We start from the raw sequence: 25,168 nt of genomic DNA on the forward strand, positions 1-25,168 counted from the left end.
TCGGCGCGAAATCCTGCGGAAATCAGGTGATCCACCCATGCGGCACAACAGCCGCAGGTTGGCGTCTTGTAGACTTTGATGAGTGGGGCTTGTTGTCCGGTAGTCACCGATGTGTAAGGCAGTGAAAGGCGACACCGAGCCCTATGCGGTCAATAGTATGCCAATCTTGAACACCGTCCATCAGGAGTAGCTAGAAAACCGAGACAGACCGAACATTTTGCGATTTTCGCTAGGTGTCATTCCTGTCTTTCTCTTGAACAATCTCCTAAACGAAGGCGCGTCGGCATAGCCGACTGCTTCTCCAACCTCCGCGACGGGGCAGGCGGTAGTTTCAAGCAACTGTCGGGCCTCTTCAATTCGCAGCGCCAAAACGTAATCTTGCGGTGACTTGCTCGTGGCTTGGCGGAAGCGTCGTGCAAACGTAGTTGGCGGCAACCCGGAACGTTTAGCCATTTCTGCGACTGGGTTGTCGATGACGTAATTGTCGGAAATCCACAACTGAGCCCGTGAGATAATGGCGTCAGCATGAGGTGCCGTAGTGATCATTGAACTAAATGGTGACTGAAGTTCTCCGCGGTTGGCCATAAGCCAAACTTTTGCTGCCCGCACCGCCCTTTGCGTGCCGCCGTAATGCGCGATCAGGAACGTAGCGAGTTCCTGCCATCCGGTTGTCCCACCCGACGTTACGGGTCCGCGAGACGCATCAGCAAAGCAAAGGCCGCGGTCGATGCGAAGCCGTACATTCGGATCAAACCTCCGAAAAAGGCCTTCCCAAGCCCAATGTGTGGTCGCTTCAACCCCATCCAAAATACCTATTTCCGCCAAATAGACCGCCCCTGTACAGGCTGACACTATGCGTGTCTTGGCCAAGTCGCGCTTGGCAAGCCACCCCAAGCAAGGATGTTGTTTGGGGTCGAGCCGGTCGTGGGGAGAAAGTGTCAGTCCAGGTACGACCACAATATCAGCGTCGTCTGCGTTGTTAAATGTCTGGTCTGGAGCGGTCCATACGCCACTTCCGCAACGAAATCCCTTGGTGTCTGGGCCAACGAGGCTAACGTCAAACACCGGCACTGGCTCCTCGCCGCTCACCAGATGTTCCCAGTCCCGCCCTGCGGCCACCAAAGTGTCATACAGGCCAAACACGCTGGAGGCGCTGGTTTCTGGGGTGGCAATGATCTGAACCGAAAATGGCATAGGCAAAATTCCCAAAATGGTGAATTTACCCCTTTTTTAGCTGTTCCACCACTCAAGCCCAACGAAAAATGTCGCGCAATCTTCAAAGGCACGCAGCCCTCTGGAGGTATTAGTGAAGATGAACGCAGTTTGGGATTTATTTTTCGACACTAAAATGCTGATTTTTCCGAAGAGATCCGCCTCAGTAGGACTCAGCCCAACAGACGACCAAGAAAGAGGAACCGGCAACTACAAAGTTACAGAAGAGATGTGGAATTCGGTGATCTATATTGGACCAGGCTGTTCACTGGTGAGAGACCGTTAGTTTGAGCAATTTCGATGTCCGCTTTTCCGCATCTCGGAAACTGCAAAGACTAGTTTTGGATGTCCGCTATGGGCTGCGAGCGTTCAATCATGCTCATCGCAGAAAATGGCAGCGCTGAGCCGAAAGCCTAAAGATTCCTACTTTTGCCGAGCTCGTACCTCGGCGGCCCGACGAACTGCGAGTACCGCTGTTGCGTAATCTCCCAAAGAAATCCCTCTGAAAGCGAATGCAGCCGGTTTCTCGCTTAAAGTGGTATCGACTGCTCCCGAGACAATTTCCGTCAAGTCCCCTGTTACTCGTTTATATGGCAGCATTGGTTTGTCGCTTTCAGATTCCTGTTTTCGGTCGTCAACAATAACAGTTTTGAAAGCGGTCATACCCCCAGGAAGCCACGGAATGCAGGCATCCGTAATGGCGGCGAAGGCAGTCGGCTTTAGCCATCGGGCATCCAGAAAAGGTTCGATGGAATAGTCCAAAGTTATTGATGTCACTACCAGATCGGCATCACGCAAGGCGTCCTTGGCACTGGTGGCTGTTTGGGCGTCGAGGTCCATGTCCCGAGCCCGACGACAAAGCTTGTCGACATTCGCTTTGCCACGTCCGAACACACGAATGCTTTTCAAGGGGAAAACCTCGGAAAACGCAACCAAATGGGAGTGAGCTTGCACGCCGGCCCCAACAAAAGCCACTGTCTCAGCATTTGGATCAGCAAGTCGACGCGCGGCGACGACTGACAGTGCCGCTGTTCTAACAGCCGTTACCCAATTTGCCCCTAAGACTGCCCGGAGAACCCCGGTTTGCCCGTCCATTACCATGATAGCGCCGTTAATCGCAGGGAGCCCCTTTGCCGGATTGTTCGGACACACCGTTACCTGTTTGGTCACGATGAACCCATCATCTCCTACTGCCAAGGTCGACATTGCGTACCGTCCATCCCCGGGCAAAATGGCTATCTTGGGGGACGTATGAAGCTGCTTACTTGCCTTGGCTATCAGCGCAGATTCAATCGCGTCGGCAACTTCCGAAGGTTGGATACCTAAACCTTCCAAGTCTTTGTCAGAAAGATAAGTTATTTTGCTTTCAGAAGTCATGTTGGCGCCGCTCCGCTTTACAACCCGGCTTCCCGATTAGGCTATTAAGTTGCGTGTTAACATAAGCTTTGGGTGTCTAGATTGGGACTTCACTCGAGTACATTATTCGTTGCATTGGGATTTCTGTTTTCATGCTTACGGTCTCAAGTTGTCTCAAGCCAGTTGAGTTTGAAAATTGTATGCTCTCCTTCGAGACCTTTAAGCGGAACAGTCATTTGCTCGGCAAATTGAAACTCCTGTGATCCGCCCACCATGATCCGTGTGGCATCCGAGACGCGAATGTCACTTGGTGCTGCCAGGGCGGCTATACGTGCTGCTTTGTTGACAACAGTCCCGAAGTGATCAGCATCAGAAGTTATCACTTCGCCGGTATGCAAGCCGATGCGAACCCGCAACTTTGGCTCGTTTGATTCCGCCGCGTTCGCCTGTTGAATATTTTGAGCTGCCAGCAATGCTGCCCTTGCGGAAGCAAAAGACGACATCACCCCGTCTCCCAGTGATTTCACCGTACGTCCACCACTCCCGACGATCTGCGTTTCGACAAGTCGCAGATGTCTTCCGAGGGCGTCGCTCCAAAGCGTATCACCTATAGCCTCAGCGATTTTTGTGCTGTCCGCGATATCGGTGAACATGATGGTCGCTATACCACTTTGGCCGAGTTCATGGGGTGTAGAGAGGGCGGCATCAAGCAGTTCCTCAAAGCCTCTGGCCTCATACCCAAATCCCTCTACGTTGTTGACCGGTAGGGAATTGTGAACGTGCACAATCTTCCAGGATCCTTTGTCGAGTTTCAGAATGACCGTAGAACGTAGGTGCGCGATCTGTCCTGTTTCAATACCCTCAATGCTTGCTTCCCATTCGACCCAACCGAGTGATCCGCATTCAAATCCTCTCAGGTCTTTTGGGTGCCACTTGAACCGTGGAACCTCACCGATGTATTGCTCCATACCGCGACGCAGCGCATCGCCTTTCCAAGCCTCGCCGTGTGCTGAGCCAAAGTATGACAGGGCAGCGTCATCAGAAAAAAGATGTGCCACCGTCTCTCCATCGCCCCGACCGTAGGCGTTGATCCATCGTGCCACTATAGCGGCGAGTTCCGAAGAGGGGCTGATCGTATCTCTCATGCCAAAACCGTCGCGTCGACGGCCAGAAAACTACTTCGAAAAACATGACCTTCGCACGTCCAGTTCCTTTTGAAGCGTGTCATGGCATAACCTTTTCCCGAGATCTTCATTTCTGAGGTCCTGTCAGTGTAGGCCAAGCCGGAGCGGCTATAAAGACATAGTCAGCTTTGTCCGCAAAGCAGACGCCCAACGAGCTCTTTCTGATGGCTGCTTCTTACCTCACCAACGCGTATCCTACGCTCAATTTCGATTGGTTGTTAAGGCAATGCGACCGGGTTTTCATCGAGTGTCCGGAGGTAAGAAATCAAGTCTGCGCGATCCTGATCAAACCAAACTCCATCTAAGTCCATCTTTGTTCCCGGAATGTATTCTCGTGGACGCCCAAGAAGCGAGTTGAGATTGTCGTAGTCCCAGACACCTGAAGTCGCTGAGAAAGCCGTCGAGTACTCGTAGCCATCGTACGAGCCAATGGTGCGCCCGAGAACTCCCCAAAGTGGCGGACCTTCATTGGCTTGAAATTGCCCATGGTTCTCCAAGCTGTGACAGGCTTTGCAGGCACCTGCCAGAGTTTCTCCTCGGCCCCTATCGGCATTACCAATCAAGTGCTTCACACTAGGGATACTGGCACTTGTAGGTACGCCAGCATCCAATAGCATGGTCACGATTTCGTCGTGCCCACGCAACGAGGCGAAATGCAGTGCTGTCCCAAGCCAAGGATCCACGACAGTTGGATCAGCGCCGGCTTCCAAAAGCAATCGAACAACTTCTGTGTGTCCGTTGCTTGACGCAGCATGGATTGGGTATGCAAAAGTTTTTTCTTACTCCGCATTGGGAAGAGAGTAGTTTGGGTCGGCCCCAGCCTCCAACAGGGCCGCGACCACGTCGGTACGACCGAACCGAGATGCGACTACGAGTGGTGACGAACCTTCAAAACGAGCGCCTGTGGTGCTCGGCAGATCCACCGGCACTCCTTTTTCGATTTCTGACATAACTTTTGCGACATCGCCTTTTCGAGCCATCAAGTGGATCATTTCAGCGGAACCTGTCGACATGGTGGCGCATAGCGCAGCCACGCCCGCGAGGAATGTTTTCCAAGTTCTGTTCATTGCGGCATCCCCCCGGTTGTGGGAGCCTTAATACCACAACTAGTCGTCAATTTCATTTCTTGCAAAGAGTGGCCGCTTTGTCCGCATGTGAGACGTAGAACAGGGTCGCAGCGAATGTCCGGATTGGATTTCAGCGGATTTGTTTGATTTGAATGTCCGCTTTCGGGAAATCGCACTGCAACGCCGCGACTCGTTCCACGTTTTGGTGGGCTCGCGACCGCCAAATTCGCCGCATTGGCAAGAGGCGGCTTAGTCCGCAACGCGGTCAATGATTGGCTGCATAGCGAACGACCGCTCCGAGCCAAAGCGGACATGTCCGTTCCACATATTATGTGCGTCCTCAGGGAGAGGGACCGCAAAAGCTTCGGTGCTTGCGATACCCCGGAACTCACACAATAAACATGGCCCATCGCGCTGCGTTTCACTAAGCTGGCTGAGTTGTCCTGGATCGTGGAGGAACGATTGTGTGGTGGATAAGACCACTGATTGCCGGAGTATCCCTACCGTGCCTGCTTTTAGGTCTTCTGTTCTTTGCAGCCTCGCTGACCCCCTCCCTCATTCCACGCGAGCCAATGGTTCAGGGATTATTAGGCGGGATCTTGGTGGCGCTTGGCTATCTTCTGGGACGTGTGCTCGAACTGATTTGGCAGGCCGCCGATCTGCCTCGCATGCGCGGACGTCTAGCGCTTGTTGGCAACATTGTCTTTGCAGCTCTTGTTGCCGGACTTTCAATATGGACGCTGACTTTCAGCTTTGAATGGCAGAATGAGTTACGCGCAAAAATGGGGATGGAGCTTGCAGATGCAAAGCACCTGGCGCAGATCCTCTTGGCAGGGACCGGAACCTTTGCGCTTTTTTTTCTGATCGGCGCGTTCGTGGCGGCCCTGTTCCGATGGGTCAGGGACCGCTTCTATCGCTTCATGCCGCCGCGCCGAGCCAATGTTCTGGGCGTTGTGACGGTCGCCCTGCTGCTCTTCGTCGTCACCCGCGACGGCATTTTCGACCGGGTGGTCACGGGCCTGGATGAAAGCTTCGAGGCCGCTCAGATGCTTTTTGATATCGCGCCTGACCTGCCCGAAAGACCGGATCAGGCTGGTTCCGAAGCGTCTCTGATTGACTGGGCGGCGATGGGTCAACCTGGTCGAGATTTCGTCCTGGATGGACCGGATGCCGAAGCGATTTCCGCCTTCACAGGCAAACCCGCGCAGGACCCTATTCGGGTTTATGTCGGCCGGGCAAACGGCGAGTCACCGCAAGAGCGGGCCGAACTGGCACTTGCCGAGCTAAAACGGCTGAGGGCTTTTGATCGGGAAGTTCTGATCGTTACTAGCCCCACAGGAACCGGTTGGATGGACCCGGGTTCTCACGATCCGGTGGAATACATGCACAATGGCGATATCGCGACGGTTAGCGCCCAGTATTCCTACCTACAATCGCCTCTGGCACTGGTTCTAGAAACCCGGACCGGACTCGATCAGGCGACCGCGCTTCTCGACGTGGTGCACTCCTATTGGCGGACGCTGCCAAAGGATCGCCGCCCAAGATTTTACGTGCATGGTCTGAGCCTTGGTGCCTGGTCGTCGATGTACGCCACCAACCTCTTCCGCCTTGCCGACGACCCGATCGATGGAGCCTTCTGGGCCGGCCCGCCGTTTCCGTCACGGTTCTGGCAGCAAGCGCAAAACGCGCGCGATCCTGGCAGTCCATGGGTGCTCCCCATCATTGGGAACGGATCGTTCGTCCGATTTGCGTCTCACTTCTCGGATGCCTCTCAAGCCATCGCTGACTGGGGGGAGATGCGGATCGTATTCCTGCAGTATTCCAGCGATCCGATCGTTTTCTACGATCCGAGTTCCCTTTGGCGGGCACCGCCCTGGATGAACGAACCTCCAGCCGAAGATGTTTCAAAGCAACTCGTCTTCATCCCGGTAGTCACGCAGTTTCAGTTGGCCCTCGATATGGCGTTATCTTTTGGTACGCCACCAGGACATGGACACGCCTATTTTGCGCAGGATTACATCTCGCCCTGGGTCGAGGTCACGGCCCCTGCGGACTGGACTGCTACAGACACCAAACGGCTGAAAGCGCATTGCGATATCGGGTACCAGCTTGGATGCCGGAACCGGTGAACCAGTGTCGACGTTCCTTAATCTGTCTTGCGAGCTCGGCACACGCCGTCGATAGAAGTTGAGAGATTATTCCACATTCCTGAGAAGCGGCGTGCAAGGCGAACGACCGCTATGCGGACAAACCAACCGTTCGACAACAAACTCCCAATCTTTGGATTTGCGCGTCATTCATAGAGCGCTCAACACCTCCAGACCCCTTGTGGACAGGAGACAATCTGAGCCATTCACTGCTTACCACAAGAAACGCCCAACTCAAACTTTCTTCATGCCAAGGCAGTAGATTCCCAATAATGTTCAAAGACCTGTGAACCTCAATTTGGTGACATGATCATCGTCTTTACATAAGCTGAGTGGGTTGGGTTAGTGACATGTCTACCGTTTTGTGATCCGCGTTCCGTCAACCAATCCTGAAGATGGGTAGAGAACAATTAAATCATCCGCGTTCAAACCACTGGCGACGCTGGCGTGCACGCCATTGGTCGCGGCGACTTCGATTGGTTGTTCGAAGATTTTTCCATCCTCGACCAGAAACACAAACAAGCCTTGCTGCGCCCGGAACATTGCACTAGCAGGAATAATCAACGCTTCCGGATCTTCCTGAATGACGATCCGTACTTCTACCCGGTACCCGTGGCCCAATCGGCCGGTGGATACATCGGGTGTTTCCATTGAAATCACAACGTTTACGCGCTGTTCCTCGACCCCCAAGGCCGAGAACTTTGTAAATCCAAGCGGATCGATGCGCTCTACCGCTCCGTTAATCGGCTTCCCCCCGCCCCATTCGTCAATAATAACACGATCGCCCACGGACACCTGAACAGCGTCAGAAGACAAAAGTTCGGCAACAACCTCAAGGTCTCCGTCGATGTCGCCGATTTCCAGGATGGGAGCCCCCGCAGGCAGCGTAATTTCGTTTTGCTGTATCACTTGCAGAACCCGCCCAGTTGCAGGCGCCAGCAGCGGGATCACTTCGTCCGAGTGTGATGTAAGTGCCGATGCAATGCCACGGTCATCAAATCCGATCAGCTGAGCACGCGCATTCGCCAGTTCTGCGGTTCGAACCGAAATAGCAGCCTCGGCACTGTCGACTACGGCCTGGGCGACTCGGCCTTCGCGCTCGGCGCGGGCCAACGCCGCCTCACTGATGCGGCCGTTCTTCATCAGCGACTCCGCGCGTTCCAGATCTTCTTCCGCCAGCGCCAGATCTGCGACCGCTTTGTTTAGATCGGCGCGGGCCACGCGGAGAGCAGCTTCTGCAGCAGTGACCGCCGCGCGGGCCTGTTCGCGCGTCCGTACATCAAGCATGGAGGGATTGGTGGGCAACATGCGTGCGATGACCGTTTGATCCGCAACAACCGGATCACCCGGCTCCACACCAACGCGGAGCAGTCGTCCGGCAACTGGTGTCGCCACAACATATGAATCGTGCACACGCGTGCGCCCCTCTTCATCAACCGTGACGATTAGGTCCCCAACTTCAACCTGAGCCAGATCCACCGCCACCGCTCGAGGCCAGAACGCTACAAGCAACACGATCGCAATTATCACAATGGTGACAATCGAAAGCACCCACCGTGATTTTTTTTGCGCCATCAGGACTACTCCTTAATTTTCAACGCTTCGACCAGGTCAACCCGGTCCACATCTCGCTTTACAATCCACCCAGAAACTATTGAAGCAGCCAGAACCACCAGCACCGCAGTGCCATACCCGCTGGGATTAAACACGCTTGGGACCTGATAAATGTCGGTGCTAAAACCTGCCGATATCGCAAACGACAAAAAGTAGCCCATGAGTGCTCCGAGAGGCAAAGCAACGAGTACGACAACCGCCAACTCCCCCAAAAGCACATAAGATGCTTCGCCCTTCGTGAACCCGATGACGCGCAGGCTTGCCAGATCACGCATGCTTTCAGAAAATGAAATGCGCGCGGTGTTATAGATGATCCCAAAGGTGATCACAGCCGCGATGAGCGCCATCAAATAACGGGTGGACCCTGCGCCTTCGTTCATGATCTTTTGCATCGCTTGCTCCGCATCACGCTTGACCGAGATCCCGGCCACCCGCGGCAGTTCTGCAAAGTAAAGCTGCAAGGCCTCAAGCCGATCGGATTCCGCCGACAGGTAGACTGCCGAGACACGCCCCGGTTCTTTGAGTATGCGGTTAAGCCCGTCGAGGGACATATACGCAGGAGATCCAAGCAAAGTTTCCGCCACACCTGTAACTTGTACAGTCAATTTCGGACGCCGCCCCTCCAGCACGTCAATTTCAATGGTATTTCCGATTTCCGCACTCAAAACTTTTGCCAAAGCAGTCGAAAGCACAATGCCATTCGTGTGAAGTTCTACCGGTTCCAAGTCTGACTTCAAAGCGCGGTTCAGACGCGCGTCTTGTTGCAGCCCGTTTACCGCACCACGATACTGGCGCAGTCCATGCCGAAACAACACAGGCACCACACGAACGGGCTCAACGGTATGAACGCCGTCGAGCGATGCAAGCTCATACTGAACCGTATCGGACAGCGGATGTGTAAAACTGACCATGGCATCACTGCGGTCAATGACGGAAAACGTCATATCAATGGTCTTGTCGAAGCCGGCCAGAATGCTAACCATACCAACAGACAGTGCCATCCCGCAGGCAATCCCGACAATCGCGCCGAGGATACGGCCGGGTTGCCTCACAATGCGACGCATCACCATTCGGGTTGGCTGGTCCAAAAGCCTTTTTATGCGCGGACCGAAGGCCCCAGTCCTGCTATAATCTACCGGCGCGGGAGGTCGCATAGCGATCGCGGGTGTCAGACTGAATACCGATCTCAGAACGAGAATTGCGCCTGCGGATGCCGCCAAGACACTGACTGAGACTCCAAGAGCAAAGGCACCTGCACTGATCTGGAAAACGAGGAACGGAAACTTGTAGTACGTCTGGTAAACACCCGACAAGAGGCGCCCCAACAGAATCCCAAGCGCCCCGCCGAAAACGGCACCGCACAATGCGATCACCAAAACAAGCTTGAAATAGTGAACACCTATTTCAAGGCTGGTGTACCCGAAGGCTTTTAGTATTCCTATTTGTTCTCGTTCGGATTGGATCATTCGGGCAATCACGATATTGAGCAGGAACGCCGCGATAGCCAGAAAGATCGGCGGCACCACCCCTACTGTTGCGCGAAGACCAGCGATTTCTTCTGTCACGAACCTGTTGGACGCTTGATCTTCCAAACCGTAAGCGCCCAAACCTCCATATTTGTCGAGTAGGCGGTTTGCCCCGGCGATCACCTCCTGCGTATTGGCATTTCTTGAGAGCAAGAGCAGCGCTTCGTTGAAAGCCCCCTTCATGTCGAAGGCTGCTGCCATGGCATCCTCCAACATCCACAAAACGGCAAAGCGTGTGTCGTCCGGCACAATTTCTCCCGGAGCAGCGATGTAGATGAACTCCGGGCTTTGCGCCAATCCGACAACAACAAAGGTTCTTCGAGCGCCGTTCATCGTCGCAGACAGACTATCACCAGGTGCCAGACCAACGGCGTCGGCAAAGCTCTGCAATAGCAAGACTTCGTCATTGCGCCCGACACGGGGCGCGCGACCGCTTGTAAGCATGTAGTTGTTGATGAGCGGACGAGCATCCCGCGGTATTGAAAGTGCCGTGGCGCGCACGGGTCTGCCAGCCTCTTCCAGCGTAATCAGAGCCCCGCCAGTCACCCGCCCTTCAACCGCCGTAACGCCGGGCAGATTGGCCAAATGCTGAAGCACCGTTTGCGGCGCGCGCGCGGCTGGAGCAAAGACATCCGCAAGGCGGTAGCGTTCGTAATACGTACTGCGTGTCTCGGAAAGCGTACCAACCAAACCGGTCATCATCACGAGGGTCATTACAGCCAATGCGATAACACTGGCTATCGCGACGGCTTGCCCTTTCAAGCGGCGCAAAGTCCGAACTATTTTCTTGTCAAGCGGACTCACCAGTTGATCTCGTCAGGTGTGAGCTTTTCGGAATTGGCCTGAACATCTTGGATCATGCCGTCTGCAAACTTTATTACCCGGTCAGCCATATCTGCTGTTGCAGCCGCATGTGTTACAATGAGAACAGTGGTGTTCAGTCGTTCATTGACGTCTTTCAGCACCCGAAGCACGGCCCGACCTGTCTGGCTGTCGAGCGCTCCGGTCGGCTCGTCGCAGAACAAAACAGTGGGTGTTTTCGCAATGGCACGCGCGATGGCTACGCGTTGCTGCTCACCCCCTGAAAGCTGCGCTGGAAAGTGATCTTTCCTTGCGTCCAGCCCGACAAGGTCCAGTGCGTCCGCGGGTCGCATCGGGTTCTGTGCAATTTCGGTGACCAATTCCACATTCTCTTCGGCTGTAAGGCTGGGCATGAGATTGTAGAACTGAAACACGAACCCGACATGATGGCGCCGGTATAGCGTCAAGTCGCGATCCGAAAGGCTTGTCAGCTCTGTACCTCCAAACCACGCTTGCCCGCCCGATGCGCGATCGAGGCCTCCGAGTATATTTAGTAAAGTGGACTTCCCGCTGCCTGATGCACCGAGCAGTACGACCATCTCACCTTTCGGGATTTCAAGGTCGACGCCCCGCAGAGCGTGGACGGCGGCTTCCCCTTCCCCGTACACCTTGGATAGAGCTTCCGTACGAAAGGTATAACCAGGCAGGTGTTTCATGACGACACACTGTAATAGCGGGGGCGGCGGGTCAACACATTGGCAAATACGGCAACTTGTCCTTTGGTCCATGCTTTCTATTTATGTCGAACGCAAAATGCCGGGCCTTAACCCAACTTTATCTTTGAGCTGTGCTATGCATCGCCCGTTGGCGACTGGGATTGATAGTACGCATTGGGACTCAGAGCAGTCTTTCGCTGCAGCGGGAACCAATGACAGCAACGCGGACAAAGCCGCCGTTCTTAACTCTGAACACATTGGCTGCACTCTGCGCTGATGTGAGCCTTTGTTACGCCGTCTAGCGCGTCCTGAGTGTATTGCCATCCAAATAGGCGAAACGAATGAAGCGCGACATTAACTCTCGGCTTTTTGGCGGATGAGCTTCTTCGAAATCACTAGGTGAATGCTTCAACAATATGCGCGTTGAGTTCATAAATGGATTCCACGTTTGTAGCGCCGTCGTAGAATGTAACGTCGCTGACTCGGCGTTCAGCTAGCAGTTCGCCTTCGATCCAATATGCATCGAAAATCGACTTGAACTCGATGCCCTTAGGGTAATCTACATGAATGATCTGGTTCGGTGGCGGCGAAGGTGTATGAACGCAAGAACCTGCAACCGGAACAAACAGGAATTCGGTTACAATTGCTCCATCGATTGTCAGTGGTACTATGTAACCGGGTAGCCTGATTGTCTTGCCCAGTTTTTCTAAATTTGGACCGCGCCCGATGGAGTTGTTTTGCGCAATGATTTTTCGGCGCTCTAGCATGAGATTTTCTACGTCGACATCATGGGCGGACAGAATACCATTGGCCGCCTTATACTCTTGAATTAGATCCGGATCAGTGCGCTCACTGGCACTGGATGTTCGCCAACGAACTTGCGTTCGCATAGCGTTCAACAACGGATCTGGCAGTGTTTCAAATGGGGTTTCCAGAGACTTTAGGGTTGTTTTCAAATCACGCCAGCTAACCGCAACATGCTCCTGAATAGGATCATCTAGCGCTGTGGAGCTTGCGGCAATGGCCAAATCAAGCATGCGCTCAGACATGTCAAAATGCTTTGCCCCTGAAGGAGAAGTTTGGGCAGCAGGTTTTTGCGGGACTTGGACAATCTCTGCCTGAGCAGCTTGAATGTATGCGAACGCAAAAACAGAAATTATCAGAGCAATCAGGTTACTTGTCATTTCAGAGCTCCAGTTCTCACTCCAAGTCGCGACGGGTCAAATTTTTCGGCCAAGTTTTAATTTGCAAGGGATCTTTCACTCTCGTGTTTTTTGCTCCCAGTCGTTGAAAGCAGTCTCTTGAATCATTCTTCCAAAGCGCCGGTCAAAAAAAGAACGACAGACCCAGTTTCAGTTGTCTTTCCGGCCCGCCGTCAGGTCTGCGCTCTAAAGTGTAATATCCGACACTGACATCCATAGCGGTGCCCTTAGTCTCATTGATGATCGACGTCTTACCGGCGGTCAAACCCAGTGGAATTGCCCATGCTTCGTCATTGCTTGCGGCATTCCAGTTGTACGAAAGGACGTTGTTGTACCCAACGTACCAGCCCTCTCCCAAACCGTAGTTCAGAATGGGTTGCAGGATGGTTACGTTGAAATCGTTCTCACCCCACATATGAGCGATGACGCCACCCCATGACAGATCACCGGTTTGCCCAAACATGACAAAGGCAGGGCCAGCGCCCCAACCGGCACCTTGCAAGGCGTCATTCGTGTGCGTTGGCAGGGAAACTTGCAGGCCATAGCCAAGCGCGATTCCGCTTTCTCCCGGCGTAGGTGAATAAAATGCCTGTACAGTTGAATCACCGATGCCCCAGGTCAGATCATTTTCTGTCGAGGGATCGACAATTCCGGGTGGCAATACGGCTCCGGGCTGGACACCTTGGATCGGCACAATGCCCCGAAGCACCAATGTGGCGTCTGTCAGTGGAACAGAATAGACGGGCTGTAGCTGAAAGTTGTAGCTTTCTTCATCATTCGTCCCGGTCCTGAAGGCGATTGTATTATCCGTGATTAGTGCTTTTGTGTCCGCAAGCGGGTTCGCAGCCTTCCGCGCTGCCTGACAAGCCGCGTCACAAGCATGGGCTTCATTGGCTTGAACACCGATCAACCCGGCGAAGAGCAGTGCATTAGTGTAAAGAAGGCTTTTCATATTTTGCTATAGTGCTCCGTTTTGAATTGTCGTTAGGCTGTCCTAATACATTCGTCGCAATCGCGGAATTATTCGGATATCCTTCGCGCTGCCGCTGCAATTGGTTGGCCAATCTCTGCCCCAATGCCTCGGAACAGTTCCTGATGGTCATCCGTAAGCCGCGATAGGGTGACAATCTTCTCGAACTGCGCCAACTCAACCAACTGCGGAATGAAGGGCTCTATCAACGCTTCGTGCCGGGCGTGGGCAGCCGCATCCATGTAACGTTCATAGCCATAAACCGTTTCGCCAACTCGGGCGAATTCGTAAACTAAAAGCCCGTCATCGGAGGTCGATGCCTCAACCATGTCTCTGGCCAATGTATCAAAAGCCTGTGCGTTTTCAGCCGGAACGCTCAGTATGGCGATAAATGCGACTTCCTCCGCGTGCGCATACGCCGGCGCAAAAAGGGATGTCGCTATCAAAGCGGCTTTGCAACAGATCAGTCGTTTCAATTCTGGTTTCCTTCCTGAAGCGGCGAGGGGCATTGTGTGCCCCCAGCGGAAACGGCCTCTGAAGTCAAATACCGTCCCGATGCGTGAAGCGCCCATCCATAAGCGTGCCCAACACCCTTATGTCCGAGATTTCACGCGGTTCGACTGCAGTTATGTCCTGATCGAGAACAACAAGGTCGGCATATTTTCCCACTTCGATGGAGCCTATTTTGTCCTCCATCGCTTGCTGCGCGGCAGGATAGATCGTGACTGCTTTCAAAGACTCTTCCAATGAGGCCGGTTTGCGGGACAACGGGAACGGCTTGCTGTCCGGATTCAGTGGGTCCTGCAAAGTCATCGCAATCTCAACATTGAGGAGCGGACCAATCAGATCAATCGGCGAGGATGGCACGTCCGAAGATATCGATACGTTGTGCCCTAAGGCCATCAGCGAGGAATAGCGGGCAAAAATCGCCTCGACCTTTGCACGACCCAACAAGTCCAATGCGTTAACATCCTGGTTTTCCCAATCAACGTGGAAAATAGGCGTCGTATTTACCATGATGCCATTCTCAATGACTGTTTCATGGTCCTGATCGGACACCCAGAAATAATGGTGTAGCAGGTTGTTGGGAACGTTATAACCAGCGCCCCGCGCGGTCATGATCGCGTCCACCGTGTTGCGTACTGTTTGTGATCCATCGACGTGAGTGCCCACCGGAAGCCCGTTCTGATTGGCATGTAGATAGACCGAAGTTATCATTGGGCCTTCAATGGCAGCCGCACCGCGCGTCGCGGACCCGTCCGCGTAGTCGTCCAGCATCCAGGCGGTTTTTGAACTCCAGTTCCCTTCCGGATGGATCTTAATGCCCCAGATGCGCAGCATGTCGCTGTCGTACTGCTCGCGCAACTCTAGTGTGTGTTCCACGATTTCGTCAGCAGTGGCAGTTGGGTCCTTGAAACCCGTCGCAACAAAAGTGCGGATCGTCAGTTCTCCATTCTTTTCCAGTTCGTGTAGATGGGCCAGTGCGAGTTTCTCGTCATCTTTCACAAGCGACAGATCGGTAACTGTCGGCATAGCCATCAAAGGCACGTGCACTGCTGTGATTCCGGTTTTGGCCGCCTGATCGTAGAGGTTTTTCTGGATATCAGGAATTTCACCTGCTGGGTCCCAAGCCCCCGCATTTCTAAATGCCGCAGCCCACTGGAACTCAATTCCGATTCCGGTCTGGTTGCCTTCCGCGTCACGCTGCCAGAACATAACGCCCGGCACCTGATCCTCTTCATCAGGGCTGACTTGACCCACTTCAAAGGCCTTGGAGTTCATCCAAACGTCATGAATTGTGAAGTCGAGGATAAAGGCCGGACGGTCAGAAACCACCGAATCCAGATCTTCTTTTGTGGGCCACCCGCCATAAGCTACCTGATTGAACCCATAGCCGAGGATCAACTCTTCGTCGGGGTTTGCATCGGCATATTCCTTGATGGCCGCCAAGGACTCCTCAAGCGTTTCAATTCCAAACAAACTTACACCGCGCGACGTCCAACCCGAGGCAACGATGTGATCGTGGCCTGACACAAAGCCCGGCAGCAGGGTATCCCCGCCCAAGTCCAAAACTTCGGTGTTTTCGCCAACCAGCGCCTCTGCCCCCGCGACATCGCCAACATAGCTTATCTGGTTACCCGTGACCGCAACGGCCTGCGCGGTCGGCGCATCGTCGTTCATGGTAAGAACAGAGGCATTGGTAAAGACCAGATCGGCGGCCTGCGCACAGAGAGACGTTGATGATACCAATAGCGCAGCAATGGAAAGTGATAGCTTCTTCATGAGGCACTCCGAGGACATTGACAGGTTTTCTGTGTTCGAGATCGATAGTGTAACCTGAGTTTGTGATTGGCTATCCGAATCGTGCAAACTATTATGAATAATTGAATTTCATTATGGTGCGGTTAGAGCCGGACGCGAATTAAGTTGACTGAGGCGCAATGTTCTTTTCCAAAAAAATACGTTCAGTGGAAAATCTGCCCTATTACAATGACGTTCAATACGAAGCGCTACTGCTATCTCCCCAAGGACCAAAGCTGAATTGGCGCAGTGCCCAATACAATGGTTTTGGCGTTCACTCTGAAGAAGTTTATTCGCGTATACGTTATCAAGAGGTTCAACATAGCGGTACGGTCTTCTACGGTCTGTTCCTGCCAAATGGTGATCCGGTCCGATTTCAGGGAATCTTGTATGAGGATCCGTTTTTAGTGTGTTGGCAGGGACAAAAGCAGACAGAATATGACTACGTTGCTGAATCTGGCACCCAGATTTACATGCTGGAAGTCCCACGACACCAAGTTGAAAAGCGGGGGTGGTCAACATTTGAAGCCCCAATCCGCCTGTCCAAATCTGGCCGTCTGAATGCTTATGTCCAGACCATTGAAATGTGCCTTTGCCACAAACAAAGTGGCAGGGGCATGCCAAAGGCTTGCATGTTGAATGGCATATTCGAAAGCCTCGAAAAATTGGCAGGAGATTTATTTTACTGTGCTGAACCACAAATGGCTGAAGAGAAGGCGAGCCATAGTCAATGGAAGATCGTTTTGGCGGCAGAAGAGTTTTTTTCAGAAAACCCGGCTGGCACGAAACTAACGGTTCAAGAACTGTGTCGCGAACTCGGGGTATCCAGGCGGACACTCTTTCTGGCCTTTGAAAAACAGCTTGGTGTTGGCCCAAGCAAGTTCCAATCGATCGTCCAACTGCATCGACTAAGGTCGCTTCTGCAGGAAAGCACCTATGAGAAAGGTGTCGTTTCGAAGCTCATCGGCGAGGCAGGTTTTAGTCACCTAGGCCGGACATCAGTTGCCTACCGCCAATTCTTCGGCGAAACCCCTATAGAAACCGCGACCCGACCAAAAATTGGTTCAGGTGCAGGAGCTTCTTAAGACGAAAGTCCACTTTGGGCTCCCTGCGGTCACACGCTGCGCTGCTCACGAACGTTGGATATGCTGATGAAACCTGCCATTTGGCTCCTTGATAGATTCAGTTGGTCGACACGGTGTCGGTGCATGGAGAGGGAAGGAAGGATGGAGGACAATTGATGTCCATTTTTCAACTTCCTGCCATCACACCGAAACGCCCGCCGTGGAACAAAGGTCGCCATATAGGCCAGAAACGCCCGCTTCTCGCGAAGCAGGTCTGGGCCATCCACGCCCGGCTTGAACTCTCGGACAATCTCAGGGACTTGGCACTCTTCAATCTTGCGATCGATAGCAAGCTGCGAGGCTGCGATCTCGTTCGTTTGAACGTAGCCGATCTTGTTGCTGGTGATCGTGTCCGCGAACGCGTGACAGTTGTCCAGAGCAAAACAAAGCGGCCAGTCAAATTCGAGGTTTCGGAAAATACCCGCCAGTCCATCTGGACCTGGGTATGTCGCCCGGAGATGCTTGGACGCAATTTCCTTTTCCCAAGCCGCTTCCACGAAAGGCCGCATATATCGACGCGACAGTACGCGCGTTTGGTCCGCGATTGGGTGTCGGCGATTGGTTTGGAGCCAAACGGTTACGGCACGCATTCGCTAAGACGCACAAAAGCGGCACTGATCTACCGGAAAACAGGCAATCTACGCGCGGTGCAGCTCTTGCTTGGCCACACCAAGGTTGACAGCACAGTTCGATATCTTGGCGTTGAACTGGAAGACGCGCTGAGTATCGCAGAAAAGATCGACGTGTGAAGATTGAGCGGGCGGCAAGAGTCGCCCGCTTTTCGTGACTGGCAATTGTCGCATCAGTGCTGACCTTCCACTGGACTTCCGAGCCGAGACGAGCGCCACCGTCGTTGATTGAGTCGAATTTCTCGCCCGGATCGCCGGGGCTCAGGTCAGTAGCTGGGTTGTCATCATTGCCATGTGAATGCTTGCGGGAAGTAAGCAGTCACTCTAGAATATTTCGGCGAACGTCCTCTTCGAGAGCGAAAAGCGGGCGTCGCAATTTCGCGCCGTGCGTGCCCCTCAGCGGAGAAATATCGGAGGGTGAAACTCGCAGAGCGCGCAAGAAACCGGCCTCGAAAAATGGCTTGGTTGTGTGTAGTTGTATGGCTGAGCTTATTGCTCTTCCTGTACAGACAACAGCTAGGTGAAGAAAAAAGATAACGTCCAGACGAACGAGGAAATGAAAGACTGTACTTTCGGCCTCTCCAATCGACTTCAGGTGCCGACAATTTGGCATTTTCGCTCTGGGTGCTAATTCGCTTCTGAAATTGTTAACCCACCCCGCTTCACCAAGAGGTCAACAATTGCGGCAACCCCTTTTTTGTGACGAAGGGACGAAAACAAAAAAGGCCGTCCTTTGCGCATTCTGGCTGCGTCTCTTTCCATGACCTCCAGTGAAGCGCCAACATGCGGCGCCAGATCCGTTTTGTTTATGACCAGGATGTCGGATTTTGTTATGGCCGGTCCGCCCTTTCGTGGGATTTCCTCACCAGCGGCGACGTCAATCACATAGATTGTGAGGTCCGCGAGCTCCGGGCTGAAAGTAGCCGACAGGTTGTCGCCGCCGCTTTCGATAAGAACAATATCGAGATCGGGATGGCGTTCCTGCATTTCAGCGACCGCTGCTAGGTTGATCGATGCATCCTCGCGGATCGCTGTATGTGGACAACCGCCGGTTTCGACGCCGATAATTCTATCTTGGGGAAGAATTTGCATACGCATCAATGCTTCAGCGTCCTCCTGAGTATAAATGTCATTGGTGATGACACTCACCGAACAGACGTCGCGCAGAGCTTCAGATAAGGCAGCAGTCAAAGTGGTCTTTCCGGCTCCAACCGGACCACCGATGCCAACGCGAAGAGGGCCGTTCATATTGTTCATGTACGGAATATCCTTGAATACTGTGTTTCGTGTTTCATCGACGCTATGTCCGTCAGGAACGCAGTCGAACTCAGTTCTTCTAAGCCTGCCATTTGCGCTTTTTCGGCGATGTGAGCGCATAGCGGTGTCAAATTACGTATCAGTCTCTGAGAATCGGTTTGGCCCAGCGGCACTAGGCGCGTTGCGCAGGCGACCAAGTTGCTTGCAAATGCTTGTAAATACATCTTTGTCGCCAGTAACATGGGGAGGCCCTGCAGACGTGCGGCGTGGCCTACTGAAACTGGGTAAGCATATTGTTGGATATCTAGTTCCCAGACGTCTCCTGTGACCGTTCCGAATGCTTGTCCCAGCAATTCGGTTTCCATTTTTCTTTCAAATGACGCGCAGATGGCCCGCGCTTTGGCATCGACACTGATAAGTTCATCTTTATCCTGAGCGTTGTATGCGGACACTACGAACAGAGCGTCATTCCATCCAGATCCATGTTCCAGCGCATGTGAAACCCAGGATTGGGTATCTTGTGAACTGGAGACAGCTCCCTCGTCAATTGCAGCTTCCAGCCCATGAGAATAGGCAAAGCCCCCTACGGGATATGCCGGAGACAACCACTGGGTTAGCGTAAGGATATCAGCGTCAGTGGGCGTGGCCATGAGTCCTGCCGTGGCCATAGGCCCCACCTTCGGGGGTGAACGGTTCGTGAACCTCCCGAACCGAGGCTCCGATTTTCAGAAGCATGTCTCGGATCACATGATCGACCTGAATCAGAAGCCGATCCTTTTCGATTTGGCAGGGCGTGTGGCGATTGCCGATATGCCAAGCAATGCGCGTCAGGTCCGGGGCTTTAACCTCCAGCAACGCTTCGGGTGCAGCCTGTATTTCCACTTCGCGACCGTCATCCAGAACCAAAGCGCCACCGTGGTTCAACGAAGTCGTTTGTGCCAGATCGATGAGAATCTGTTCGCCACTTTCGCAGGTCAAAACCTTGCGCCGCAAAAAGCGGTCGTCATAGGTTAATGACAGACAGTCTGCTGGATCGCTATGCGTGTGATCCGAATACTTACGTGCAATACAGAGCAGGGCGGTCATACCGTCGCCTCCTCTGCAGGGGGAATGGTCAGAGCCAGATTGAGTCCGAAAATACCCGATGCACGATCCGTTCGCGCGCCAGGCCGCGCTTTTTCAACTCTTCGTCGCTCAGTGATTGCAGGAATTCGACTTGCCGGACGCGTGATTGAGCTTCGGCCACGCTGATCAGGGCCGAGTAGATTGACGATCCGATGGATGCGATCAAATTTGGCAGCGAAAAGCGTGCGTGTGTTTGTGCTGTTGAGTGTGCCATTTGGACCCTCGTAAATGTTGGTCCTCCCATTGGATTTAATATTTGTCATAGTGGCCTCATTTAGAAGAGCGTGTTTGGTCATTTCAGCCTTGCGCGGGCCGCAACTCAGCACATTTTTGATCAGAACAAAAAGTATCGTTGCGCCATTGGCAGGACTTCGGCGGGTTGGCAGGTCAGCAACTCGCCATCCGCCCGGACTTCGTAGGTTTCCGGATCAACTTCGACTTGCGGCGTCGCGTTGTTCAGCAGAAGATCCTGCTTGCCGATCTCACGCGTGTTTTGGACGGCGACGGTCTGTTTTGCCAATCCCAGTGCATCACCGATCCCGTCTGCATAGGCGGCTTGCGAGACAAATGTGATCGCCGAGTTTTCTACCGACCGACCATATGCGCCAAACATGGGGCGGCTATAGACAGGCTGCGGAGTGGGGATAGACGCGTTGGGATCGCCCATCTGCGCACACGCAATCGTGCCGCCCAGCAGAACCATCTCGGGCTTCACTCCGAAAAAGGCAGGGTTCCATAGGACTAAGTCGGCGCGCTTGCCTTCTTCGATGCTACCAATCTCATGGCTGAGGCCGTGGGCAATGGCTGGGTTGATGGTGTATTTCGCGATGTAGCGGCGGACGCGAAAGTTGTCGTTCTCACCGGTTTCTTCGGGTAGACGACCGCGCTGTTTCTTCATCTTATCGGCGGTTTGCCAAGTGCGGATCAAAACCTCTCCGACCCGACCCATGGCCTGGCTGTCAGACGCGATGATCGAGAACGCGCCCATGTCGTGCAGGATATCTTCGGCTGCGATGGTCTCGCGCCGGATGCGGCTTTCGGCAAAGGCCACGTCCTCGGGGATGGACTTGTCGAGGTGATGACAGACCATCAGCATGTCCAAATGCTCTTCGACCGTATTCACTGTGAAGGGCCGCGTGGGATTGGTCGAGGACGGCAGAACGTAGTTCTCGCCGCAGATCTTGATGATGTCCGGGGCGTGTCCACCGCCTGCGCCTTCAGTGTGGAAGGCGTGAATCGTGCGACCTTTTATGGCCGCCAAGGTGTTTTCCACAAAGCCTGATTCATTCAGCGTGTCAGTGTGGATCATCACCTGCACGTCCATTGCATCGGCTGTCGACAGGCAGCAGTCGATGGCGGCGGGGGTTGTTCCCCAGTCTTCGTGCAGTTTCAGGGCACACGCTCCGGCTTTGACCTGTTCCTCCAGTCCAGCGGGTAGAGAGGCATTGCCCTTACCTGCAAAGGCTAGATTCATTGGAAACGCATCAGCGGCCTGCAACATCCGCCCGATATGCCAAGGTCCAGGGGTGCATGTGGTCGCCAGCGTACCATGCGCAGGCCCTGTGCCGCCGCCCAGCATTGTGGTCAGGCCGGAATGCAGCGCGTCCTCGATTTGTTGCGGGCAAATAAAGTGGATATGGCTGTCGAACCCGCCCGCCGTCAGGATGCGACCCTCTCCTGCAATTGCCTCAGTACCAGGGCCTATGATGATGTCCACGCCAGGTTGCGTATCGGGGTTGCCGGCTTTCCCAATCTTGGCGATACGCCCGCCCGTCAACCCAACGTCCGCTTTGTAGATACCGGAATAATCGACGATCAGTGCGTTGGTGATCACCGTATCCACGGCCCCTTCGGCGCGGGTGGCCTGAGATTGCCCCATCCCGTCGCGAATGACTTTGCCACCACCGAACTTGACCTCTTCCCCATAGACATCTTCGCGGTGCCCGGTTTCGCTGAAACGCGCAGCCGTTGCGCGCTCAACGATCAGGTCCTTCTCAACCTCGATGATCAGTTCGGTATCTGCCAATCGTACTTTGTCACCGACCGTGGGGCCGAACATTGACGCATAGTCACTTCGGCTGATCTTGCCCGGCATCTTTCAGAGCCCCCATGATATGCATATTGAAACCGTAGATGTGCCGGCGCCCGTCAACTGGCACCAGTATGACTTCGCGAGTCTGGCCCGGCTCAAATCTCACAGCCGTGCCTGCCGGGATGTCCAACCGCATCCCCAAGGCCGCGTAGCGATCAAAATCCAAGGCAGAGTTGGCTTCGGCAAAATGGTAATGGCTGCCGACCTGCACCGGTCGATCACCGGTATTGGCGACAACAACAAGACGACTGCTGCGTCCTGCGTTGAGTGTCAGTGAACCCTCGGCAGGTATGATCTCACCCGGGATCATTTAGGCAGATTCAATATGACCGTGATGGCGATGACCGCGATCAATGCCAGCCCAGCTGCGAGCAGGGCGAAATCACTGCCATGGGCATGAATATGGGTATCCGTATGGGCCAAAGCAGGACCAGCCAAAATAAAAGCGGGAAACAACATTCGGTTCATTTGGAACTCCTTGGAAATTAGCGGATTGGGTTGTGAACAGTGACAAGCTTAGTGCCGTCTGGGAAAGTAGCTTCGACCTGCACCTCGTGGATCATCTCGGGCACGCCTTGCATGCATTGGTCGCGGGTGATCACTTCGGCGCCGGCTTGCATCATATCGGCGACTGAACAGCCATCGCGTGCGCCTTCGACCACGGCGTCGGTAATCAGGGCAATGGCCTCGGGGTGGTTCAACTTGACACCGCGGGCCAGCCGTTTGCGGGCGACCTCAGCAGCCATGGCAACCAGTAGTTTGTCTTTTTCACGAGGGGTCAGGTTCATCTCAGAGAATCCAGCAACGGGGTAATGTGTCTTTGTTCAGCCTGCGCAGAACCGGGACCAGAGTGCGGCGAAGGGCCAAGCTGTTGTGGGCTAGAACACGGATAGCCAGCAGGTCATTTTGGAGTAGTGTTGCACCTGCGTCGTCGGGCAGCATTCCGCGAATAGAATCCAAATGACCTTCGGCAGCCTCCGATGCAAAGACGATCAGTGCCATCGCCCCTGCGCCGTTTGCAATATGCGGCTTGGATAGGTGAGAGTGCCAATTACCGGAGAACCGCATCGCATCCAGGAACACCAGCTTTCCTTCGTGTCGTATCTCGATCCGATCGCTTAAGCGGATATCGGTCAACGTCTCGCCCATGGCGGCGCGCCCAAAGACCAGCGGCTCTACCATCAAAACCTCGGCACCCGGTTGCTTGTCGATCTTCAGGCGTCGTTCCAAAGCACTGCCGTTGAACAAAATGCTCTCTTGCGGCAACCAATTCAGGCGGGCTCCTGCTTCAACCGTCAGATGATTGATAACCTGGGCACGTTCTTCAGGTTGGGCCTTGTAGGCACGCTCGCAGGCTTGTGTCGTCAGTGTCAGCGCGGTGCCTTCCGCTGCCTTGCCTGAAAACCGGAATGAATCGCCGCCTGTCACACCACCTGCAGTGTTCAGAAGAACCGCATCAAGATCAGGCGTCGGGGTTCTGGGAAACAGGCATTTCAAAGACCCGGACTGGCGCAACTTGTCGAGCACGGTCCTTTGGCCCAATTTCTTGGTGCTCAAGTAGACGGTGCCTGCAGCACGGGGCGGCAGCGCACTGTACGTCGGCAATATGGCAGCAGCTTGGGTAATCGGGCACCTTTAAAGCGTCGTTTTGGTGCCACTTGTTTCTCTATTGTAGGGTCGGAACGCTAATCTGCAGCGTCTCAAACTGCCTATTTCCATATCGTGTGGCTAAATATTAGACAGAGACGTCAGTCCTAGATGAAAAAACAGGCAAACCTTGCCGACTTTCTAATTTGGGTCAAAGGTAAGTTGCCGAACTTGCTGCGATGCAGAGCCGGCGCAGGAGCGACCTTCCTGGCGGTAAGCAGCAACAGCTGGCCATCGCGCGAGCGCTGATCACGAGGCTGCGACTGCTGCTGAATGAGCCAACCGAAGGCATTCAGCCGAAGTTAGTCCAGCAGATTGGCGAAGTGATCTGGCACCCTAGAACGACGAGTGGAACAGAAATTGTCGTAGTCGAGCAGTATTTCGACTTCAAGTATGACCTTGCTAAAAAGATTGTCGTGTTGTGACGTGGAGAAGTCATGGTCAAAGGCATACGATGCTCCTTGGCTGGCAGTTTTCAAACGGGAGCTGCATTCCTTGCCACGCGGAGGCAACGACGTTCAAGTCGACAGCTTTGCCCATTTTCTGAACTGGTCCAAGGGACAGGGACTCTACCGGGCTCTGGGTCGAGATCACCAGATCAACATCGAACTCCAGGAGCGCAATCGCGAGAGGTTCAAACGACGGCAGAGTCCCGGAGTAAAGCTTGAAGACGCATCAAACTGTGTTTCAAAGGTGGTCACCTATATCGATCCCGCGAGCGGTCCAAATGACTGCTCGCAACCGCTAACCAGTCTTTTGACTATTGCCCCGAATGACCGCTCTGAGCCCAAAGCGGAAGTTCACTCGCCTAAGGTGAAAAGAGTGGTTTTGGACGATTTTGCATTAGCCTAGTCCCAAGTAGAAGAGATAAACATCCAGACGCCAATCCCATTGCGAGGGCATTGGCAACGAATACTCCGCCAAACAGGGATATCGCTGTTCTTCCCGCCTGTTCGATAGATGTGTCTGCTACGATAGATATCCATTCTTGAAGGTATAGTGTGAACAGGACCGATAGCCCCACAGGCGAAATTATTAGCGCTGCGCCGAGAGAGGTCAATCCTCGGCCGAAGACGGCCCGAAGCGTTGATCCTTTCAGTACTATTGCGGCTGTGGAAGCAAAAACGACAAGCGCAGAGAGCAGGACGAGTAACATGTCCACAATGGGGGACAGGTCTTTCGTGACAGTTCCTGTAAG

The 25,168-nt window shown here is 53.9% G+C and carries 24 protein-coding genes and 1 pseudogene; 4 read left to right on the forward strand and 21 right to left on the reverse strand.

The genetic code is table 11. The annotated features are described in order from the left end of the window. Positions 1–180: 180 nt before the first annotated feature. The 5 genes from ACR0FE_RS18020 to ACR0FE_RS18040 all read right to left on the reverse strand — a co-directional run bounded on the left by ACR0FE_RS18020 (position 181) and on the right by ACR0FE_RS18040 (position 4,819). Positions 181–1,194 (reverse strand): GlxA family transcriptional regulator, encoded by a 1,014-nt coding sequence (locus ACR0FE_RS18020; protein WP_480914400.1) that lies wholly within the window; start codon positions 1,192–1,194, stop codon positions 181–183. Positions 1,195–1,635: 441 nt separating this feature from the next. Beyond that, positions 1,636–2,589: an ornithine cyclodeaminase family protein gene (locus ACR0FE_RS18025; protein ID WP_480914402.1), complete on the reverse strand. Its 954-nt coding sequence runs from the start codon at positions 2,587–2,589 to the stop codon at positions 1,636–1,638. 143 nt (positions 2,590–2,732) lie between these two features. Beyond that, positions 2,733–3,713, reverse strand: a complete 981-nt coding sequence (locus ACR0FE_RS18030; protein ID WP_480914403.1) for a nuclear transport factor 2 family protein — start codon at positions 3,711–3,713, stop codon at positions 2,733–2,735. A gap of 257 nt (positions 3,714–3,970) precedes the next feature. Then, complete coding sequence (locus ACR0FE_RS18035) at positions 3,971–4,510, reverse strand: ankyrin repeat domain-containing protein (RefSeq protein ID WP_480491721.1); 540 nt, start codon at positions 4,508–4,510, stop codon at positions 3,971–3,973. Positions 4,511–4,531: 21 nt separating this feature from the next. After that, positions 4,532–4,819 (reverse strand): hypothetical protein, encoded by a 288-nt coding sequence (locus tag ACR0FE_RS18040; RefSeq protein WP_480914405.1) that lies wholly within the window; start codon positions 4,817–4,819, stop codon positions 4,532–4,534. A 602-nt stretch (positions 4,820–5,421) separates the two neighbouring features. Between ACR0FE_RS18040 and ACR0FE_RS18045 the strand changes: the two genes are divergently transcribed. Further along, positions 5,422–6,948, forward strand: coding sequence for an alpha/beta hydrolase (locus ACR0FE_RS18045; protein ID WP_480914407.1), 1,527 nt, complete (start codon positions 5,422–5,424; stop codon positions 6,946–6,948). Between the two features lie 372 nt (positions 6,949–7,320). On the opposite strand, the gene ACR0FE_RS18050 is transcribed toward ACR0FE_RS18045, so the two are convergent. From ACR0FE_RS18050 to ACR0FE_RS18080, 7 genes are all read right to left on the reverse strand, one after another. Continuing rightward, entirely contained in the window at positions 7,321–8,541 is a 1,221-nt protein-coding gene (locus ACR0FE_RS18050; protein ID WP_170613815.1) for a permuted SH3 domain-containing protein, read from the reverse strand. 5 nt (positions 8,542–8,546) lie between these two features. Beyond that, positions 8,547–10,691, reverse strand: coding sequence for an ABC transporter permease (locus tag ACR0FE_RS18055; protein ID WP_480914409.1), 2,145 nt, complete (start codon positions 10,689–10,691; stop codon positions 8,547–8,549). Between the two features lie 215 nt (positions 10,692–10,906). After that, on the reverse strand, positions 10,907–11,623 hold the full coding sequence (locus ACR0FE_RS18060) for an ABC transporter ATP-binding protein (protein ID WP_170613819.1): 717 nt from the start codon (positions 11,621–11,623) through the stop codon (positions 10,907–10,909). Between the two features lie 395 nt (positions 11,624–12,018). Further along, entirely contained in the window at positions 12,019–12,807 is a 789-nt protein-coding gene (locus ACR0FE_RS18065) for a DUF3299 domain-containing protein (RefSeq protein WP_480914411.1), read from the reverse strand. A 142-nt stretch (positions 12,808–12,949) separates the two neighbouring features. Then, a complete protein-coding gene (locus ACR0FE_RS18070) occupies positions 12,950–13,777 on the reverse strand; it encodes a hypothetical protein (RefSeq protein ID WP_480914413.1) in 828 nt (275 codons plus the stop codon). Positions 13,778–13,845: 68 nt separating this feature from the next. Then, positions 13,846–14,271, reverse strand: a complete 426-nt coding sequence (locus ACR0FE_RS18075) for a putative quinol monooxygenase (protein ID WP_480914415.1) — start codon at positions 14,269–14,271, stop codon at positions 13,846–13,848. Positions 14,272–14,335: 64 nt separating this feature from the next. Further along, positions 14,336–16,078, reverse strand: coding sequence for an amidohydrolase (locus ACR0FE_RS18080; protein WP_480914417.1), 1,743 nt, complete (start codon positions 16,076–16,078; stop codon positions 14,336–14,338). A gap of 185 nt (positions 16,079–16,263) precedes the next feature. Here ACR0FE_RS18080 and ACR0FE_RS18085 point away from each other — a divergent pair, with 185 nt between their 5' ends. Then, positions 16,264–17,181: a helix-turn-helix domain-containing protein gene (locus tag ACR0FE_RS18085; RefSeq protein ID WP_480914419.1), complete on the forward strand. Its 918-nt coding sequence runs from the start codon at positions 16,264–16,266 to the stop codon at positions 17,179–17,181. 155 nt (positions 17,182–17,336) lie between these two features. Beyond that, positions 17,337–17,969 (forward strand): tyrosine-type recombinase/integrase, encoded by a 633-nt coding sequence (locus ACR0FE_RS18090; protein WP_480914421.1) that lies wholly within the window; start codon positions 17,337–17,339, stop codon positions 17,967–17,969. A gap of 507 nt (positions 17,970–18,476) precedes the next feature. On the opposite strand, the gene ureG is transcribed toward ACR0FE_RS18090, so the two are convergent. The 9 genes from ureG to ACR0FE_RS18135 form a co-directional block, all read right to left on the reverse strand. Further along, a complete protein-coding gene (ureG, locus tag ACR0FE_RS18095) occupies positions 18,477–19,106 on the reverse strand; it encodes an urease accessory protein UreG (RefSeq protein ID WP_170613833.1) in 630 nt (209 codons plus the stop codon). After that, the gene (locus ACR0FE_RS18100) at positions 19,103–19,756 is read right to left on the reverse strand and encodes an urease accessory protein UreF (protein WP_480914423.1); all 654 of its coding nucleotides are present in this window, start codon (positions 19,754–19,756) and stop codon (positions 19,103–19,105) included. Before ACR0FE_RS18100 ends, ureG begins: the two co-directional genes overlap by 4 nt. Continuing rightward, positions 19,740–20,192: an urease accessory protein UreE gene (gene ureE, locus ACR0FE_RS18105; RefSeq protein ID WP_170613837.1), complete on the reverse strand. Its 453-nt coding sequence runs from the start codon at positions 20,190–20,192 to the stop codon at positions 19,740–19,742. Before ureE ends, ACR0FE_RS18100 begins: the two co-directional genes overlap by 17 nt. 28 nt (positions 20,193–20,220) lie before the next feature. Then, positions 20,221–20,445 carry a DUF1127 domain-containing protein gene (locus ACR0FE_RS18110; RefSeq protein ID WP_170613839.1) on the reverse strand — a complete coding sequence of 75 codons (225 nt, stop codon included), beginning with the start codon at positions 20,443–20,445 and terminating at the stop codon, positions 20,221–20,223. Between the two features lie 120 nt (positions 20,446–20,565). Next, on the reverse strand, positions 20,566–22,326 hold the full coding sequence (gene ureC, locus ACR0FE_RS18115; RefSeq protein WP_480914425.1) for an urease subunit alpha: 1,761 nt from the start codon (positions 22,324–22,326) through the stop codon (positions 20,566–20,568). Further along, complete coding sequence (locus ACR0FE_RS18120) at positions 22,301–22,633, reverse strand: urease subunit beta (protein ID WP_170613842.1); 333 nt, start codon at positions 22,631–22,633, stop codon at positions 22,301–22,303. Before ACR0FE_RS18120 ends, ureC begins: the two co-directional genes overlap by 26 nt. Beyond that, positions 22,630–22,791 (reverse strand): hypothetical protein, encoded by a 162-nt coding sequence (locus ACR0FE_RS18125; protein WP_170613844.1) that lies wholly within the window; start codon positions 22,789–22,791, stop codon positions 22,630–22,632. Before ACR0FE_RS18125 ends, ACR0FE_RS18120 begins: the two co-directional genes overlap by 4 nt. A gap of 17 nt (positions 22,792–22,808) precedes the next feature. Then, positions 22,809–23,111, reverse strand: coding sequence for an urease subunit gamma (locus tag ACR0FE_RS18130; RefSeq protein ID WP_170613846.1), 303 nt, complete (start codon positions 23,109–23,111; stop codon positions 22,809–22,811). Between the two features lies 1 nt (position 23,112). Further along, complete coding sequence (locus ACR0FE_RS18135; RefSeq protein WP_480914426.1) at positions 23,113–23,880, reverse strand: urease accessory protein UreD; 768 nt, start codon at positions 23,878–23,880, stop codon at positions 23,113–23,115. A 260-nt stretch (positions 23,881–24,140) separates the two neighbouring features. Between ACR0FE_RS18135 and ACR0FE_RS18140 the strand changes: the two are divergent. Then, positions 24,141–24,392, forward strand: a pseudogene (locus ACR0FE_RS18140) (ABC transporter ATP-binding protein); the annotation flags it as partial. Between the last annotated feature and the right edge of the window lie 776 nt (positions 24,393–25,168).

The sequence above is a fragment of the Ruegeria sp. K7 genome (genome assembly GCF_056531785.1).